Source organism: Rhodococcus sp. WWJCD1, assembly GCF_002258735.1.
In the GTDB taxonomy this organism is placed as follows: domain Bacteria; phylum Actinomycetota; class Actinomycetes; order Mycobacteriales; family Mycobacteriaceae; genus Rhodococcoides.
The window spans coordinates 65,066-82,973 of record NZ_NOXY01000033.1 but is presented as its reverse complement, the minus strand read 5'-3'; the positions used below and the strand labels follow the sequence as shown (position 1 = coordinate 82,973).

Genomic DNA, 17,908 nt, shown 5'->3' with positions numbered 1-17,908 from the left:
ACAGGAGCCCCGATGCCAATCCGAAAGAAGCCCGACAAGGCCGACGACCAACCGGGTCGCTCCAGGGAGCCGACAGTCGGTGACAAGGTCCGAATCCCGAGCCCGAATGGACAGGACGACATCGGGACCCTGATCGAGGACTACGCCGAGTTCACGGTCGACAGGAAAGAACTGAACAGGACGTGGGCACCGGTGCGCCGGTGGGCGATTGCCCTCGATTCCGGGACATTGGCTTTCGCAGACGACGTCGAGATTCATGTCGCCGACGAGTCATCCGAGTCATCCGAGTCATCGTGACCAGCGGGGATGCCGATACCGCGATTATCATCACACAATGTGCCATTGACTAGTGGCTACTTTAGTGACACCGTTCCGAAGTACGGACTACAAAAGGATTTCTCATGAACCACTCTCTCCGGTAAGTGCGTCTCCCCCGCAACGGGAGAGAGCAGCCGATGACTCCTGTGGCGGTCGGGGTCGCAGGAGTCATCGCGCTGATCCTTCTCACGTCGAGCGGATCCGGCATGGATTTCGATCGGCGCTCTCTCGCCGGGGCATACAGTCCTGCACGATCGCGTCCGATGAATCGATTCTGTTCCACGCTGTTTCGGCGCTGAGACGTCGGGCTCAGGACACCGAACGGTAGGCGGTCACCACCGCAGCACCGCCCAGCCCGATGTTGTGCTGCAGGGCAATTCGCGCACCGGGCACCTGACGGTCCCCGGCTGTCCCACGCAGCTGCCACGTCAATTCGCTGGCCTGAGCCAGACCGGTGGCACCGAGGGGATGGCCCTTGGAGATCAGTCCACCGGAAGGATTGACCACCCAGGTACCTTCGTAGGTGGTCAGATCCTGATCGATCAACGTCCCGCCCATGCCCTCGTCGCACAGTCCCAGAGCCTCGTACGTGAGCAACTCGTTCACCGAGAAGCAGTCGTGCAATTCGATCACGTCGACATCTGCGGGCCCGATGTTCGCCTGCTCGTAGACTTTTCGAGCCGCATGACGGGACATGTCCGCGCCGACGATGCTGATGGCACTGTGGTCGTCGAACGTCGAAGGCAGATCGGTGACCATCGATTGCCCGACGATCTCGACCGCTCGATCCCACAGCTCACGCCTATCCACGAATGCCTCACTGGCAAGGATCACGGCACCGGATCCATCGGAGGTGGGCGAACACTGCAAGCGCGTCAACCCCGCCGGTTCGTAGATCATCTTCGATGCCGTGACCTCGTCCAGCGAGTATTCGTCGTCGAATTGTGCGTACGGATTGTTCGCCGAGTGGCGATGGTTCTTGACCGCGATGCGCGCGAACTGATCGGTGGTGGTGCCGTACTTGTTCATGTGTTCGCGGCCCGCTGCACCGAACATCCAGGGAGCGGCCGGGAACTGGAAATCGAACAGCTCGGCCTCGGCTTGAATGTGCAGCCCCAGCGGCATCACTCGATCCTCGTAGGTCACCGACAACGAGCCCGGCTGCATCTTCTCGAACCCGAGAGCCAGGACGCAGTCGGCAAGACCCCCACGGATGGCCTGAGTCGCCAGGTACAGAGCCGTCGAGCCGGTGGAGCAGTTGTTGTTGACGTTGGTGATCGGAATGCCGGTCATGCCGAGCTCGTAGACGGCGCGTTGCCCGGACGTCGAGTCTCCGTAGACGTACCCCACGTGCGCCTGTTCGACGTCTGTGTAGGTGATGCCTGCGTCGATGAGGGCGGCGGTACCGGATTCTCGGGCCATGTCCGGGTAGTCCCACCCCGGTTTGCTGCCGGGCTTCTCGAACTTCGTCATCCCGACGCCTATGACGAACACTCTGTTGCCGCTCACGGTGCTGGACGCTCCCCTCGATATGAAATCGACCGTGGTGGCGGTCGGCGCATCCGTGCGGATACTCGTCGACTGTGGCTCAGAACCGACCCTTTCGACAGGTGCAGTTCACCGACATTTCGACCGTCTGGATGGACACAGTGCACAACGTCGGGCCCACCCCTCAGATAGTGACCCGGAACACCTCTATCGGACGTATGTTTCGGAGCGGTTCGATCGACTCATACTTATCGGCGTCGTCCGCGACGCCCCCAACTCCGGATGTCCGGAGACGACCTACACGAAAGAGGTACGCACGATGGCCGACTTCATCGACAAGGCTCAGCACAAGGCAGAGGAACTGGCCGGGACTGCGAAGGAGAAGGTCGGCGAGGCCACCGGTGACGACAGCCTCCGCGCCGAGGGTGCAACAGACCAGGCCAAGGCCAACACCCACCAGGCTGCGGACTCCGTGTCCGACGCAGCCGAGAACGTCGCCGACACCGCAGCCGATGCCGCCAAGGAAGCCAAGCACGCAGCCTCCGACGCGGCAGACAAGGCTGCTGACGTGGCAGAGGATGTCAAGAACACCGTCAAGGACAAGGTTCAGAACGTCGATGTCGACGACGTGAAGGAGAAGGCCTCCCAGGTCGCCGACAAGGCAGCCGACAAGGCCTCCGCCGTCGCCGACGACGTGAAGAACACGGTTCGCAACATCGACAGCGACGATGTCGCCCAGGCGGCGAAGGTCGGCACGCCGGTCATCGCAGCCATCGCAGCCGCAGCCGGAGCCGTCGCGTTCGTACTGATTCGTCGACGCAACCGTCGCCGCAGCGCCGCGCACCTGTTCGTTCCGTCGAAGCGCACCACCCGCAAGCTCGCCAAGAAGGCACGTAAGCACAGCTTCTGAAGGTGATCACACCGAAGCCCCGCCTCGTTCGAGGCGGGGCTTTTTTGCGTCTCTACAGCGGCTTGAGCGCGCGGCTGGGCACCCAGTGCGTGACGGTTTCACTGCGATCGCGCGACATCAACTCATAGGTGACGCGGCCCAGCCAGTCGCCGTCGACCGTGATGGACCATTCGACCAGATCGCCGGGCACCACGCGTCGAACATCGAATCCTTCGGGGTTGAACTTCGATGCGTGGTGTGGCGGTAGCGGGTAGAGGATGTTCAGGTCGATCCATACCTTCAGTGGTGGTCGGAGCAACTTGAAGGGGCGCACGGCGGACGCCGGTCGAGGTTGCGCGCGCCGTGCCATCGTTCGATCATACGTTCGATTACCGCCTCGATCTACACACCCGGCAACGAACGACGGCCCCTCGCACATGATGTGCGAGGGGCCGTTGTTGTGCTCTACGAAGATCAGATGCCGAGCGATCCCGCCAGGAACGGCCAGGACTTGTGCAGGTCGTCCTGCCAGTAGCCCCAGGAGTGGTTGCCGACCGGACGGAAGTCGACGGTGGCCGGAATTCCGAGCTGGTCGAGTCGCTTCGCCAGGTTCGACGTGCAGAAGTTGGTGGCCACCTCGATACCGCCGCCGACGATGACCTGGTTGGCGAGGGTCGCCGGATCGTTGTTCAAGCGCGGGTTGGCGTAGGTGTCGTTCGGAATGCCGGGCAGGCCGCTGCCGGTGCTCATGTAGATCTGCGTGCCGCGGAGCTTCTCAGCGTTGAGCAGTGGGTCGTTCTCGCGCCACACGGGGCCGTCGAGCGGTCCCCACATGTTCTCGACGTTGCCGCCGCCGTACGTCTCGACGACGAGCTTGACGAACTGCTGTCCGATCGGGTCCGACGTCTGTGCGCAACCGCTGTATGCCGCGACGCCGGTGAACTTGCCCGGGTACTTGATCGCGATGTTGAGGACCGAGGTACCCGTCATGGACAGCGCTGCGAGCGACTGGCGACCGTTGGTGTCGAACTGAGCATCGATCAGCGGGGGAAGCTCTTCACCGAGGAAGGTGCTCCACTTGTTGCTGCCGAGCTTCGGATCGTCCTGCAGCCAGTCTGTGTAGTACGACCACTTCCCCTTCTGCGGGGTCACGATCCAGGCGTTCTTGTCGGAAAGGAATGCCTCGGCGTCGGTCTGCGACTGCCACGAAGCGGCATCCTCGCCGCCGCCTGCACCGTTGAGCAGGTACAGCACCGGACGCGACACGCTCTCGTCGGCAGGCCGCTGCACCGTGACGGGAATGGTGCGGTTCATCGACGCGGAGAACACCTGCAACTGCACCTGGCGGTTTTCGAGAGTGCTCACCGACTCGATGCGGGATCCGTTGCTCGACTGGGTCGTCGAAGCGGGCAGCTCGTCCGCGGACGCGACGGGCGTCATCAGCGCGGTCGGAAGAATCGCCACTGCGAGGGCGACGGCCGTAGCCGAACCGATTCGCCGGAAGCCGTGTCGTCGAGATCGTGGCACGCTGTTTCACCTTTTCGTCGAGTTACACCGGTCGAGTTTCTACATCGGCCGAAGATGAGGTGACGTTACCTCGAGCAACCGACCGGGGAGTCACGGACCGGAGGAATCCGACACCCGATCGTGATGCTCCGGATTGCCGCTGCGGATTGCGAAAACACAGGCCACGACGACGATCACCGCCGTCACCACCCCGACCGGCAGCGGTGAATACAGATGTGTTCCCACGAGACGGGTGTCTGTGGTCTATTGGGTGCCCGCCCCGCGAAGGAGTCGATCGAGATGTTTCGTCGCACAGCCGTCATTGCCAGCGTCATTGCAGGTGCCGCCGCCCTCGGAATGGGTACCGCCAACGCCGACGAGTGGCCTACTCCGCCGCCGTATCCGAGCCCGACTGCTCCGCAGGACGTCGCCGGAGTGTTCCTCACGCCTCAGGACCCTGACTACTGGAATCCCTTCGTCAGCGAGAATCGACTGACCTCGCCCTACGGCAACAGCACCCGCATCGTGTGCACCGGATTCCACGGGGTGCTGCTCGAATGCTGGCAGGCCGATTCGAACGGCAACCCGCACAAGCTGATTCAGTTGAACATGGACTACCCGGGTTCGACGGGCCACCTGCTCCCCGGCGGCGGCCCAGGGCACTTCGTCTACCCCGGATTCATCCCTGGCGTCGGCTGACCCGGTCGACCTACTACGACTGAATCACACCAGTTCTCGATCGAGCTTGCCCAAGCGCGCTCGCACCACGAACAGCAGTCCCACCGCCATGGCCATGAAGGCACCCACCACCCAGAGGCCCGCTTTCGAGGTTCCCGTGGTGTCGAGCAGCCAACCCGTCATGTAGGGCGCTGCCAGTCCTGCCGATGCACCGATGGTGTTCACCAGTGCGATGCCCGCTGCGGCTCCTGCCCCGGTGAGGAAGGTTGTCGGCAAGTACCAGAAGATCGGCAGTGCGGAGAAGATACCGACTGCGGTGAGCGTGATGAACACCATCGTGAGGAACGGCGAGCTCATGTACATCGCGATCGGAACACTCACTGCAGCAAGGGCCGTCGGGGCAATGAGGTGCCACATACGCTCTTTGCGGCGGTCGGATCGTCTGGACCACGCGATCATGGCAACCGAGGCGATGAAGAACGGCACCGCGACGATCATTCCGTTCTCGGCAATCGAGAAGGTGGTGTCGAACTGCTCGGCAAATCCGGCGACGATAGTCGGCAGGAAGAAGCTGATCGCGAACAACCCGTAGCCGATACCGAAGTACGTCACGCCGAGTAGCCACACCGTCGGGTTGCGCAGTGAATCACGAACGGACCCGTGGCCGGACTCGGCCTTCTCGGAGTGCTCGGAATTCATACGCTTGTCGAGCCAGGTACGTTCATCTGCGCTCAGCCACTTGGCTTCACGCGGCCGGTCGGTCAGGTAGAACCATGCTGCGATGCCGAGCAGGATCGTGGGGATGCCTTCGACGAGGAACATCACTCGCCATCCCTCCAGGCCGAACAAACCGTGCCAGTACTGGATGATCGCGGCGGAAATCGGTGCACCGAATGCACTCGACAGAGGTAGTGCAACCATGAACACGCCGACGAGTCGGACGCGCACAGCCCTGGGGAACCAGAACGTCAGGTAGAGCATGATGCCGGGGAAGAAGCCGGCCTCGGCGATACCGAGCGCAACGCGGGCGATGTTCAGCCAGGTCGCGTTGGGTACAAATGCCATCAGGGCCGCAATAAGTCCCCACGACACCAGGATTCGAGCAATCCAACGACGCGCACCGAACTTGTGCAGAGCCAGGTTACTCGGCACTTCCAACAGGATGTATCCGACGAAGAACAAGCCGCTGGCGAGTCCGTACATTGTCTCGGTCAGGCCGAGATCCTCACTCATCGTCAACTTGGCGAACGAGATGTTCGTCCGGTCGATGTAGTTCAGGAAATAGGCGAGCCCGAGAAACGGAATCAGGCGCAGTGCGACTTTGCGCATCACGCGGTTGGCCATCTCGTTGTCCAGCGTCGCGGCGCCGGGCAGGTGGGTGCGTGACGTCATCTATCGCTCCAGTCTTTCGATCCGAGACCCACCACATGAGGCGGGCTCACACACTGTGCTCCCGCAGTGACCTGAGTCACGACCGTTTACTGACGAACCTCGAGCTCTCAGTTTCCTCTCTTTGTCGAACGCACCGTATAGGGCCCCTTCGGGCCGAATTCACCACGCGTACGCTCGGCCCATGTCGAGAGACAGCGTCCAAGCTGTGGTCGACCGCTTCGCCGATGAGCTCGGCAGATCGGTCGTCGTCAACGACCCCGAAGTACGAATGCTGTTCGCCAGCCGCCATTTCGGCGACGAGGACCCTGTTCGGATCAGAGCTATTCTGAACCGCGATGCAGGCAGCGAGGCTATCGGTTTTCTGCTGTCCAGCGGCATCGGACAATGGACCAAGCCCGGCAGGATCGACGGGTCCGAAGCGCTCGGTCTTCACGCCCGTGCAGGCGTGCCCATTCGCTGGAGGGGCGAGACGTTGGGCATGATCCTTGTAATCGATGCCGAGAAAACCGTCACCGATGCCGATCTGGCTCGAATCGGTGAGGTGGCGAACGAGGTCGCCCCGTTGATGGTGGTAGACCGAATGCCACTCGATTCGGGTCGTTCCGAGGCCTTGGTGACTGCGGCACTCGGGCCCGAGGAATCCGCGCGCGAGGGTGCCCTCGCCGAACTGGCTGTCGTACCCGGAGGTGTCCGCGTGGTCACCCTGGCCTTACGGCAGGGCAAGGACAACGACCTGACTGCGATCGCGCTGCGGCATGCGCTGGTCGCCGCTCGTTCCCGCAGTCGCGGCGATGCGCTGCACAGTGTGGACGGTGCCGCCGGGCACCTGGTGTACCTCGCGACTGCCGCACGCGATCTCGACACCGTCGTCGCCGAGGCCCGAACGATGGTGCGCGACGCAGCAGACGTGGCGGGCCGCGGTACGAGTGTCGAAGCAGGAATCGGGGCCCTGGTACCCGCGATGAACGAGGCGTGGCTGTCCGCACGGCAGGCCGGCCTCGCAGCCACCATCGCGCGCCGATTCGGTGAGGACTCGGTCGTGAGCTGGGAGCATGCCGGTGTCCTCGGTGTGCTGGCCAGGATCCCGACGCAGGAGTTCGACATCACCGCGGTGCCGCAGGAGCTACGCCGCCTCGCCGAGGTGGACCCGTCCGGCCGATTGCTCGATACGTTGCGGGCATTCCTCGACCACGCCGGATCGGGCCCGGGAGCCGCGGAGGCCCTGTTCATTCACCGAACCACGTTGTACTACCGACTCGACCGCATCCGCGACGCGGTCCACATCGACCTCGACGACGGCACCGTTCGTCTGCACCTGCACCTCGGATTACGCGTCGCCGATGCCATGAGAGCCGAGGGATTCGATCCGTTCCGGCCCCTCAAAGGGCGTTGACCGACGCGGCCGAATCACGAAGCTCCGCAGGCACTCCCTGCGGATAGAGGACCACTTTGCAGGCCTCACCGGACAGCATCCCGATGGCCGTTTCCACATCTTCGAGTTCCATACGGTGCGAGACCAGACGGGAAAGATCGACGCTTCCCGACGCCACGAGGCCGGCGAGTTCCGTCCACGAATCCCAGATCCGACGACCGAAACTGCCGCGCAGGGTCAGTCCCCGGCTGATCAACTGCCGTGTCGCGTTCAGCTCGAGAGACCGGTTGGTCAACCCGACGCTCACGATGGTGCCCTCACGGCGGACGACGTCGAATCCTGCCGCAAGCGCAGGGAGTGCTCCGGAACATTCGAGAACCAGGTCGACGCCCTGCGCCGCGCCGGTCCGTCCCCACACCCGCTCCACGAGATGTTCGTCCGGCGTCACCAGCGATCCACCCAGCTCGACTGCCATCGCGGCGCGGTGCGGGTTCGGTTCGACCACAAGCACTTCGGCTCCCTTCGCGCGAGCAATCTGCAGCGCGGCCAGGCCGACAGGCCCGGCACCACTGACCAGGACGTGTGCGCCGTCCAGATTCAGCCCGCTCCGTTGCACGGCGTGCATCGCGCTCCCCGCAGGTTCGAGGAGGGCAGCCGTCTCGAGTGTCAGCTCGTCCGGTAGACGGAAGCACGTCGACGCCGGGAGCACCACTCGCTCGGCGAATGCGCCGTCCATTGTCAGACCGAGCAAGTCCATCCGCAGGCAATTGTGGGCATTACCGCGTGCGCACTGGAAGCAATCCAAGCACGCGACGTGAGTCTCGACAGCAACGCGATCTCCCACGCGCAAGGTGGATACGTCAGAGGCAACCTCGATCACGGTGCCCGCGCATTCGTGCCCCGTGACTACCGGCAACCGCAAGCCGAGGTCGCGGACGGCCGGGCCGTACTCGTACGTCTCACGGTCGGTCCCGCACACCGACACTGCACCGACTTCGATGCGGACGCATCCACGCTCCAGGTCTCGCTCGCGGTAGTCGTTCACCAGGTCGAAGCCCGGAGCAGGTTCGGTCTTGAGCACTGCGCGCACGTCAACCCCTCATTCTGTGTCGATGTGCACTAAGTCTGTTGCAGCAGCCATCCCCGGTCATCGAGCCGAGAGAGGGGAAACGAGTCCAGCTTTCCTCCCGCTGTCGCAACAGCGGCATTCGACAACGAGAGGAATTCGCTGCAAGTCCTCTCGTCCTGCGACGGTGCAACGCAACGTGGCGTACGACGACCATGACAGGGCGTGGGTACGTGATCCGCCTCACGCGACATGACGAGAGGACAGACGTGAGCGCACCGCACATCATCGGCTGGGCACATACCCGATTCGGGAAAAGTGATAGCCCGGACGTCGAGTCGCTGATCGCCGAGGTGTCGGTCAGCGCTCTCGCCGACGCAGGACTCGACGCCGTGGACGTCGACATCATCACCGTCGGCGTGTTCAACAACGGCTTTTCCCGGCAGGGGTTCGAAGGCGCACTCGTCGGTGCCGGTCAGCCCGATCTTGCTCTCGTTCCTGCTGTGCACGTGGAGAATGCGTGCTCCACCGGCAGCGCTGCCCTGTACACCGGTCTCGATCATCTGCAGGCAGGCCGCGGCCGAGTCGCGTTGATCGTGGGTGCCGAGAAGATGACGGCTACCTCGAACGACGACATCAACGACATTCTCCTCTCCGGTTCTCATCGGGCAACCGAGGAGCACATGGGCAGCTTTGCTGGTGTATTCGCCTCTCTCGCAGATGATTACGCAGATCGATACGGTGATCCGCGGGAGGCGATGTCCCGCATCGCAGCCAAGAACCACCGCAACGGTGTCGACAACCCCTACGCGCATCTACGACGCGATCTAGGGTTCGATTTCTGCGCAACGCCGTCGGACAAGAACCCTGCTGTCGTGGGCAGGCTACTGCGTACCGATTGTTCTCTGGTGTCCGACGGTGCCGCCGCCATGGTCGTCGCGCTACCGGATGTTGCTGCCACTGCACGCCGTTCGATCCGCATTCTCGGTCGTCATCAAGCCAACGATCACCTCGCGTTGGCCCGACGCAATGACGTGCTTGCGTTCGACGGTGGTGCTCGCGCATTTCGTGGAGCTCTTGCCGCCGCTGGGGTCACCCTCGCGGACCTGGACCTGATCGAGACGCACGACTGCTTCACCATCGCGGAGCTTCTGCAATACGAGGCGTTCGGACTCGCCGAGCCCGGCAAGGGCGGCGAGGTGTTGGCCGAGGGCCGCACCGAGGCAGACGGACTGCTGCCGGTCAATCGATCCGGTGGCCTGAAGGCGAAGGGGCATCCGCTCGGGGCTACGGGTGTCTCCCAACATGTCATGGCGGCAATGCAATTGACCGGTGAGGCCGGAGACATGCAGTTGCCGCACGCAGATCGTGCCGCCGTCTTCAACATGGGCGGCGCGGCAGTCGCGAACTACGCCACCGTTCTGGAGGGAGTCCGATGAGCATGCCGAGACGAGCTGCGAATCTGGCGGAAATACTGAGGCAAACCGCTCGGCGTCTCCCCGGCAGTACCGCCGTCGTGCACGGCACCACGAGGTGGACCTGGCAGGATTTGGATCGACGTGTCGACGCGTTGGCCGCAGATCTGCAGCGCCGTGGCGTCCAGAAGGGCGATGTCGTCATGCTCGACAGCCCCAACCATCCCGAGTTCATCCAGGCGATGTTCGCAACCTGGCGAGCGGGCGCTGTTCTCGCACCCGTCAATTCGCGGTTGCACGATGACGACGTCGTGGTCATCGCAGGGGTGTGCAGGCCCAGTGTGATGATCGGCCATGCGTCGACCACCTCGCACGTCGATGCAGTCCAGGCCGCGCACGGTGTGCCCGCGGGAGTCCTGTGGATCGAGAGCGAGAATGCCGGCTCCGTCGCCGGCATCGCGTCGACGACAACGCCCGAAAACCTGGCCACCTGGGCGGGAGATCCGGCCTGGTACTTTTTCACATCCGGCACCAGTGGCACCCCGAAGGCTGCAATTCTGACGCACGATCAGCTCGGCTTCGTCATCAACAATCATCTCGCGGATCTGATGCCGACCACCGACCGCCACGACGTCTCCCTCGTCGTTGCGCCGCTGTCCCACGGAGCAGGTGTGCACATGTTGCCGCAGGTTGCACGCGGTGCCGCGACGGTTCTGCCTGCGTCGGCAAGCCTCGTTCCCGACGAGGTCTGGAGCCTGGTCGAATCCGAGCGAGTGACCAACATGTTCACCGTGCCGACGATTCTGAAGGTTCTCGTCGACGACGGTGCAGTGGACCGGCACGTCCATTCTTCGCTCCAGCATGTGATCTACGCCGGCGCTCCGATGTACACCCCGGATCAGGAGCGAGCGCGCGCGGTACTCGGCGAGGTCCTGGTTCAGTACTACGGTCTCGCCGAGGTGACCGGCAATATCACCGTCCTCCCCAGTGCCGAGCACGGACGGCCGGTACCCGCCGGGCTCGGCGCGTCCACGTGTGGCTATCCGCGCACCGGCATGCTGGTCAGCGTCCAGGACGAGACCGGTCACGAGGTTCCGTCCGGCGACATCGGTGAACTGTGCGTCGCTGGACCCGCCGTCTTCGCCGGCTACCTCGACAACGACGAAGCGAATGCAAAGGCGTTCCGGGACGGCTGGTTTCGCACCGGCGACCTCGGCGTCATGGATACGGACGGGTTCGTCTACGTCACCGGCCGGTCGTCGGACATGTTCATCTCGGGTGGCTCCAACATTCACCCGCGCGACATCGAGGAGAAAATCCTCACCCACGACGCAATCGACGAGGTCGCGGTACTCGGTGTACCGGACCCGAAGTGGGGTGAAGTCGGTGTCGCAGTGTGTGTTCGCAGCACCGACCGAACAGTGACGGCCGAGGAGCTCACAGCCTGGCTCGGTGAGCGCATGGCTCGCTACAAGCTGCCGCGCTATGTGCTGTTCCGCGACTCGCTGCCGAAGTCCGGATACGGCAAGATCGTCAAGCGCACCATTCGCGACGAACTCGCCGAGCAGAAGTGGGGCCCGTACGCGGAGAAGTTGGGGACGGCGTTGTGACCGCCTCCACGGTACTGAAACCGCTCGTGCACCCGGGTGAACAAGCGCTGCAACGACTCGAGTCCGTTACGACGGGAACCGCGGTCGAGCGGTTGTCGTTGACTCCCGGACGCCGCCTGATCGACGCGATCGACGAGGCACTGACGCGCCTGGGTGCCGATTCGGCGCAGGTGGAACTGCTCGGTGGACCGTTGTCCCGCGTCTCCTTTTGCATTCCGGCACTGTGCACCGACGGTTCTCGCGCAGCCTGGTACAGCGAGACGTTCGAGACCGCAGCGCCTGCCACCATCGTCGCGGGGAGCGCAACGGTAGGTCGCCGCGACGGCGAACGCTTCATGCATTGTCACGCAGCATGGTTCGATGCGGAGGGTGCTCTGCGCGGTGGCCATCTCTGGCCGGACACCATCGTCGGTGCCACCCCGGTGGAGGCAATTCTGCATGCCTTCGACTCGGTCGCTCTCACCAGCGACGTGGACGACGAGACCGCGATGCCAGTGTTCACGCCTTCACCAACAGCATTGTCTCTCAGCAGTTCTCGTCGCGGCGTTATGACTCGCGTCCGGCCAGGAGTCGAAATCCACGACGCCATCCGGCGCATCATGGTGGACGCAGGAATGCGAACGGCATCGGTTCGCGGCAGCCTGGGCAGCCTCGTCGGTGCCACCCTGATTCGCGACGGCGGCAACGCTGTCGTCGACGGTCCGGCAACGGAAGTGACCATTGCCGGACACGCGAGTGTCGACGGTGACCGGCTCTCCGAGGCGCACCTGTCGGTCTGTGCCATCGACCGCCACGGCACCGTGCACACCGGCGAACTCGCTGAGCACGGCAATCTCGTAGCGGTGACATTCGAGCTTTTGGTAGAGGAGATCTCAGGATGACCGGCCGTCTGATAGGCAAAGTTGCGCTGGTGTTCGGTGCTGGTTCGAGCGGTGCGGCATTGAGCAACGGCCGCGCTGCTGCGTTGGCGTTCGCCCGCGAAGGCGCGACGGTTGCCGCCATCGACCGCAATCACACCGAAGCGCAGTTGACCGCAGCGGAGATCACCGCCGCTGGAGGCAGCGCGGTGGCGTTGGTTGCCGATGTCACCGACGAGCAACAGGTTCGATCGGTAGTGGCAGAGGCCATCGGGGCGCTGGGCCCACCGACCGTGTTGCACAACAATGTCGGCGTAGCAGGCGTCGGAGACATCACCGAACTCGATCTTGCACAGTGGAACAGATCGGTGGCCGTCAACATGACCGGAGTCTTCCTGACCTGCAAGCATGTCCTACCTGCGATGCTCGCGCACGGCGGCGGCTCGATCGTCAACGTCTCCTCCACCGCGAGCATCCGCTACACCGGCTTCAACTACCCGAGCTACAGCGCGACGAAGGGCGCGGTCAATCAGCTGACCGTCGCACTGGCCCTGCAGTACGCAAGCCAGGGCGTCAGGGTCAACGCGATTCTCCCCGGTCTGATCGATACTCCCTTGGTGACAGGCCAATTGGTGGACCCGAACGTTGCAGCCGAGGCAATGGCGGCTCGACACGCCAACAGTCCGACCGGAAGGATGGGCTCACCGTGGGACGTCGCCAACGCCGCAGTGTTCCTCGCCTCTGACGAATCGGCCTACATCAACGGCGTCTGCTTACCCGTCGATGGCGGACTGGCAGTGCGGGCACTGTGACCACCACGAAAACAAGTCTTGTGGTGCCCCTCGGATCGAAGCGACCTGTTGTCGCAGAGTCCGCGTGGATTGCGCCGAACGCATCCGTCGTCGGCGCGGTGACGCTAGAAGAGAACACGAGTGTTTGGTACGGAGCCTCGTTGCGCGCAGACGCCGAACCCATCAGCATCGGCGCAGGAACCAATATTCAGGACAACTGTGTGGTCCACACCGACCCTGGAATGCCGGTTCTTGTGGGCAACAGCGTGTCAGTCGGTCACGGTGCAATCCTGCACGGCTGCACCGTTGAGGACGGTGTCCTCATCGGAATGGGTGCAGTGATCATGAACGCAGCCGTTATCGGTGCCGGTTCGTTGATCGCCGCAGGGGCGGTGGTCACCGAGCGCACCGTGATTCCAGCGGGGTCGTTGGTTGCGGGTGTTCCCGGCAAGATCCGGCGCATGCTCGATGCAGAGACTGCTGAGGCGAACGGCACCAATGCCCACCACTACGTCGAACTCGCTCGAGAACATCGGGCAGCTATCGAGGATCTCCGATGAATGCGGCTAGCACCACCGACATCGCGGCTCTGGTCGATGCTCTACCTGCCGACATCGTCGTCGTAGACCGGGACATCGTCGCCGGCTATGCCCGCGATCAGTCCCAGTTCACCCACAGCGAGGCTCCGGCAGCGGTGCTCATGCCCCGCACCACCGCTGAGGTCGTGGCCTGCATGACGGAGGCAAGCAAGCATTCGATCGCAGTGATACCGCGCGGTGCGGGGAGTGGACTGAGCGGCGGAGCCAACGCGTCTGCCGACTCCGTTGTGCTGAGCCTTCATCGGATGACACGAATCCGTGAACTGGATACGGTGAACCGCCTCGCCGTTGTCGAACCGGGAGTCATCACTTCCGATCTGCGCACCACGGCATCGGAGGCCGGTCTTTTCTATCCGCCGGATCCAGGCAGCGTCACATTCAGCACCATGGGCGGAAACGTCGCAACCAACGCGGGCGGAATGTGCTGCGTGAAGTACGGCGTCACCGGAGATTTTGTCGTCGCTCTCGAAGTGGTATTGGCAGACGGAAGGGTGCTACGGACCGGCCGGCGCACCGTGAAAGGTGTTGCTGGATATGACCTGACGCATCTACTCGTCGGCTCCGAAGGCACCCTCGGCATCATCACCGAGATCACCGTTCGGTTATTGCCTGCGCCGCGTGCCCCGCACACCCTGGTCGCCGCCTTCCCCACTCTCGAGGGCACAGGTTCGGCGATATCGAAGATTTCCTCCGCAGGAATCACCCCATCGATGCTCGAAATCCTCGATCGCACCACGGTGAAAGCAGTCGACGATCTGACGAGGATGGGAATCGGCGACACCACCGCAGCGCTACTGCTGATTCAGAGCGACGAGCCCGATGCCGAATCCGTGGTGACCGCGCTGGAGTCCATCTGTACCGAGTTCGGGGCCGAGGATGTGGTCGTCGGCTCCGATCCCGCCGAGGCGGCGATGCTCCTCGAAGCCCGTCGACTCGCACTCCCTGCGCTCGAACGTCTCGGCGACTGGTTACTGGACGATGTCGCTGTTCCCTGCTCGGCCATCACCGATCTGATAACCTCAGTGGAAGAGATTGCTGCCGAACACGATCTGACCATCGGCGTCTTCGGGCATGCGGGTGACGGCAACCTGCATCCGACCATCATCTATGACGCCGCCGATCCGGCAAGCAGAGCCGCAGCGGTGTCCGCGTTCGATGCAATCACCCGTCGCGCCCTCGCACTCGGCGGAACCATCACCGGTGAGCACGGTGTGGGCAGGCTGAAGAGCAGGTGGCTGACTGTCGAGCATGACGAAGTGTCGATGTCGGTGCAGCACGCGTTGAAGAAGTCGCTCGACCCGCGCGGAATCCTGAACCCCGGCGCGGTTCTCGTCGCCCCCTAGTTGTACGGCTTGCGCGCCGTTGCCGGGTCGCCGTATGTGATGGCGCGTTCGCGTCGGGTTCCGGTGGCCAGGGTTGCGGCCCAGTTGATCAGCGTCCCGACGCGATTGCGGTTGCCGGCCAGGAACGCGATGTGGATGACGCCCCACGATACCCAGCCCAGGAATCCCGACATCTTCAGCGGCCCGGCCTGCACCAGTGCGTGTCCGCGCGCGATGTAGGCCGCGGTGCCGAGGTCTCGATACTTGAAATCCGAACGCGCAGAACCGGATACGTCGGCCGCGATCGCCGCACCCGCAGCTTTACCGCCCTGCATCGCCACTTCTGCCACTCCGGCGAGCTTGTTCAGCGACATGATGTCTCCGACGACGAAGACGTTGCGGTGTCCGGGGATCGACAGGTCGGGCTGCACGGCGATGCGTCCCGATCGGTCCTGCTCCACGCCCATCGCGTCTGCGAGTTGCTTCACGAACGGAACAGCTTCCACGCCTGCGGTCCACAGCACTGTGTGAGTGTCGTAGCGAGTGACCGTCTTCGGTTCGGCCTTGGCCGTCACTTCGACGTCGGTGGCCGTGACATCGGTGACGTGAACCCCGAGATGGGTTTCCACACCGACGGTGTCCAGAGTCCGCTGCGCCTTCTTCGTCAACGAGTCGGGGAACGATTCGAGTACGCGATCGCCGCCGTGAAAGAGGAGCACCCGAGCTTCGGACGGGTGGATCGAATCGAACTCCTTCGCCAACGCCCTGGTGGCGAGTTCCCTTATCTGGCCGGCAAGTTCGACGCCCGTCGGGCCTCCCCCGGCGACGGCGAAGGTGAGCCACGGCCGACGCTCCTCGGCGGTGGGGAGAGATTCTGCCATCTCGAAGGCGGAGATCAATTTTCGCCTGATTGCGAGGGCGTCGTCGAGGGTCTTCATGCCCGGTGCCCACTGCACGTATTCGTCGTGACCGTGATACGCCTGCTGCATTCCGACTGCCACGACGAGGTACTCGTACGGCAGCTCGAAGGTCGACCCGTCGAATCGACTGGCCGTCACCACTCCGCCGTCGCCGACGGTGATGACGGACGTCGCTTCACCCAGTGCCACGTAGACGTTCTTCTGTTTGCGCAGCAGGTGCCGTAGGGGGCTGGCGATCGAGCCCTCGGACACCAGACCGGTGGCGCACTGGTAGAGCAACGGCTGAAAGACGTGCGAGGTGCCGCGCTCGAGCACGGTCACATCGACGTCCTCGTTGCGGAGGCGTCGCGCAGCGTGAAGTCCGCCGAATCCGCCGCCGAGGACCAAAACCCGTGGACGTGCCATCTGAACGTTCTCCCTCGGACCGAACTGCGGAGATGGATTCTCCGAGTGTTCAGCGTACTCGAGCAGGCCCATCGCAACGCCAGTGCCGCACCCCCGAGGAGAGGGCGCGGCACTCGACATCGGTTCGGATCAGACGAGCAACCCTCGCATGGTGTCGATTTCCTGCTGTTGAGTTGCCACGATCGCGCGAGCCATCTGCTGCGTGTCCGCGTTGGAGCCGTCCGCGATTTCGGTGTTCGCCATCTCGATTGCGCCTTCGTGGTGCTCGATCATCATCGTCAGCCACTGGCGGTCGAACTCCGCACCCGACAGAGCAGTCAACGCATCCATGTCCTGTTGGGACATCATGCCCATGCCCGAACTGTGGTCCATTCCGCTCATCTCACCCATGTCGGACGAGGGTGCGGGCTGGCCCCACTCGGTGAGCCACGCGGTCATTCGATCCATCTCGGGCTGCTGCGCCGCCTCGATCGCCGACGCCGACGTCAAGATCTCGGGGTTGTCGGTTCGACCCGCGGCCATCGCGGCCATCTCGACCGCCTGCGCATGATGCCGGTACATCATTCGCGCAAACATCGCATCGGCATCGTTGAACACCTCGGACACGTTCGCCGATGCTGATGACGAGGCGGGCGAGGACGAACTCCCCGTCGGCGTGGAATCCGACGAGGTGTCGCTGCTGCAGCCGGCGATGAGAAGCGCGCTGACGGCGGCAGTAGCCAATGAAGCGACAAGCTTGGTATGCATGTGAATCTCCTTGCACGAGAGGTTGAAACAGGTAACTGAGATCTGTCGATCCGCCGGGTCGCGTGCCCACCGGGCTCCCTGTCACACTCGCAAGGTCACCGATCGGTCCAGCTCCCACAGAGTCCAGGGCGGTGCCCGCTCCGAGGCGAACTGGACACGACCACCGATGCCCTCCACGCTCGTGTACGTGACGTCGATGGCGTTGCCGGCCATGGGTCCCGACAGGGCGGGCCACGACGCCGTGGTTCCTGCACAGGGATGCATCATTTGATGTGCCGACGGACAATCGGGCTCAGCGGCCGCTACCTGATCCACGCTCCCGTGGTGGGACACCGACGCCATGGCGGAATGGGCCCCGCTCATGGATGTTGTCGGTGTCACCGAGTGCATGAGGAGCACCCCGAAAATCGACACAGCGATCAGCACTGTCGTCACCACGGCACGGCCCCGGCGGCCGTGTCGATCCACTGAGTGCATGCCACCGACGATAGCAGCGATACCCCCGGGGGGTAACTTGCGGGACTTCCGCCCGA

General features: G+C 63.6%; 19 protein-coding genes. 10 read left to right on the top strand and 9 right to left on the bottom strand.

Annotation, left to right across the window (positions count from 1 at the left end):
* Positions 1-12 precede the first annotated feature (12 nt).
* A complete protein-coding gene (locus CH286_RS26575) occupies positions 13-297 on the top strand; it encodes a hypothetical protein (protein WP_255182775.1) in 285 nt (94 codons plus the stop codon).
* 330 nt (positions 298-627) lie between these two features.
* Here the strand turns inward: CH286_RS26575 and CH286_RS26570 are convergent, their stop codons facing one another.
* On the bottom strand, positions 628-1,827 hold the full coding sequence (locus CH286_RS26570; protein WP_094610885.1) for a lipid-transfer protein: 1,200 nt from the start codon (positions 1,825-1,827) through the stop codon (positions 628-630).
* Between the two features lie 298 nt (positions 1,828-2,125).
* Between CH286_RS26570 and CH286_RS26565 the strand changes: the two genes are divergently transcribed.
* Positions 2,126-2,716 (top strand): CsbD family protein, encoded by a 591-nt coding sequence (locus CH286_RS26565; RefSeq protein WP_080730403.1) that lies wholly within the window; start codon positions 2,126-2,128, stop codon positions 2,714-2,716.
* Positions 2,717-2,768: 52 nt separating this feature from the next.
* On the opposite strand, the gene CH286_RS26560 is transcribed toward CH286_RS26565, so the two are convergent.
* The 3 genes from CH286_RS26560 to CH286_RS28330 all read right to left on the bottom strand — a co-directional run bounded on the left by CH286_RS26560 (position 2,769) and on the right by CH286_RS28330 (position 4,447).
* Entirely contained in the window at positions 2,769-3,065 is a 297-nt protein-coding gene (locus CH286_RS26560) for a hypothetical protein (RefSeq protein ID WP_032376174.1), read from the bottom strand.
* Positions 3,066-3,169: 104 nt separating this feature from the next.
* Complete coding sequence (locus tag CH286_RS26555) at positions 3,170-4,135, bottom strand: alpha/beta hydrolase (protein ID WP_441347144.1); 966 nt, start codon at positions 4,133-4,135, stop codon at positions 3,170-3,172.
* Positions 4,136-4,312: 177 nt separating this feature from the next.
* Positions 4,313-4,447, bottom strand: coding sequence for a hypothetical protein (locus CH286_RS28330; protein ID WP_255182773.1), 135 nt, complete (start codon positions 4,445-4,447; stop codon positions 4,313-4,315).
* Positions 4,448-4,501: 54 nt separating this feature from the next.
* On the opposite strand from CH286_RS28330, the gene CH286_RS26550 reads away from it, so the two are divergent.
* Positions 4,502-4,900, top strand: a complete 399-nt coding sequence (locus CH286_RS26550; protein ID WP_094610969.1) for a hypothetical protein — start codon at positions 4,502-4,504, stop codon at positions 4,898-4,900.
* A 24-nt stretch (positions 4,901-4,924) separates the two neighbouring features.
* Here the strand turns inward: CH286_RS26550 and CH286_RS26545 are convergent, their stop codons facing one another.
* Positions 4,925-6,271, bottom strand: a complete 1,347-nt coding sequence (locus CH286_RS26545) for an MFS transporter (protein WP_037146945.1) — start codon at positions 6,269-6,271, stop codon at positions 4,925-4,927.
* 181 nt (positions 6,272-6,452) lie between these two features.
* On the opposite strand from CH286_RS26545, the gene CH286_RS26540 reads away from it, so the two are divergent.
* Positions 6,453-7,664 (top strand): PucR family transcriptional regulator, encoded by a 1,212-nt coding sequence (locus CH286_RS26540; protein WP_037146947.1) that lies wholly within the window; start codon positions 6,453-6,455, stop codon positions 7,662-7,664.
* On the opposite strand, the gene CH286_RS26535 is transcribed toward CH286_RS26540, so the two are convergent.
* A complete protein-coding gene (locus tag CH286_RS26535; RefSeq protein WP_094610884.1) occupies positions 7,651-8,733 on the bottom strand; it encodes an alcohol dehydrogenase catalytic domain-containing protein in 1,083 nt (360 codons plus the stop codon). The genes CH286_RS26540 and CH286_RS26535 overlap by 14 nt on opposite strands.
* Before the next feature lie 245 nt (positions 8,734-8,978).
* On the opposite strand from CH286_RS26535, the gene CH286_RS26530 reads away from it, so the two are divergent.
* From CH286_RS26530 to CH286_RS26505, 6 genes are read left to right on the top strand one after another with little or no spacing between them, the layout of a single operon-like run.
* The gene (locus CH286_RS26530; protein ID WP_094610968.1) at positions 8,979-10,148 is read left to right on the top strand and encodes a thiolase domain-containing protein; all 1,170 of its coding nucleotides are present in this window, start codon (positions 8,979-8,981) and stop codon (positions 10,146-10,148) included.
* Positions 10,149-10,150: 2 nt separating this feature from the next.
* On the top strand, positions 10,151-11,734 hold the full coding sequence (locus tag CH286_RS26525; protein ID WP_094610883.1) for an AMP-binding protein: 1,584 nt from the start codon (positions 10,151-10,153) through the stop codon (positions 11,732-11,734).
* Positions 11,731-12,615: a PCC domain-containing protein gene (locus CH286_RS26520; RefSeq protein ID WP_037146951.1), complete on the top strand. Its 885-nt coding sequence runs from the start codon at positions 11,731-11,733 to the stop codon at positions 12,613-12,615. Before CH286_RS26525 ends, CH286_RS26520 begins: the two co-directional genes overlap by 4 nt.
* Entirely contained in the window at positions 12,612-13,403 is a 792-nt protein-coding gene (locus CH286_RS26515) for an SDR family NAD(P)-dependent oxidoreductase (RefSeq protein ID WP_094610882.1), read from the top strand. Before CH286_RS26520 ends, CH286_RS26515 begins: the two co-directional genes overlap by 4 nt.
* Positions 13,400-13,942, top strand: a complete 543-nt coding sequence (locus CH286_RS26510) for a gamma carbonic anhydrase family protein (RefSeq protein WP_094610881.1) — start codon at positions 13,400-13,402, stop codon at positions 13,940-13,942. Before CH286_RS26515 ends, CH286_RS26510 begins: the two co-directional genes overlap by 4 nt.
* Positions 13,939-15,324: an FAD-binding oxidoreductase gene (locus CH286_RS26505; protein ID WP_094610880.1), complete on the top strand. Its 1,386-nt coding sequence runs from the start codon at positions 13,939-13,941 to the stop codon at positions 15,322-15,324. Before CH286_RS26510 ends, CH286_RS26505 begins: the two co-directional genes overlap by 4 nt.
* On the opposite strand, the gene CH286_RS26500 is transcribed toward CH286_RS26505, so the two are convergent.
* The 3 genes from CH286_RS26500 to CH286_RS26490 form a co-directional block, all read right to left on the bottom strand.
* On the bottom strand, positions 15,321-16,628 hold the full coding sequence (locus CH286_RS26500; protein WP_094610967.1) for an NAD(P)/FAD-dependent oxidoreductase: 1,308 nt from the start codon (positions 16,626-16,628) through the stop codon (positions 15,321-15,323). The two genes, CH286_RS26505 and CH286_RS26500, sit on opposite strands and share 4 nt — an antisense overlap.
* 129 nt (positions 16,629-16,757) lie before the next feature.
* Positions 16,758-17,375 (bottom strand): DUF305 domain-containing protein, encoded by a 618-nt coding sequence (locus tag CH286_RS26495; protein WP_094610879.1) that lies wholly within the window; start codon positions 17,373-17,375, stop codon positions 16,758-16,760.
* Positions 17,376-17,456: 81 nt separating this feature from the next.
* On the bottom strand, positions 17,457-17,852 hold the full coding sequence (locus tag CH286_RS26490) for a DUF6153 family protein (protein ID WP_094610878.1): 396 nt from the start codon (positions 17,850-17,852) through the stop codon (positions 17,457-17,459).
* Positions 17,853-17,908 lie beyond the last annotated feature (56 nt).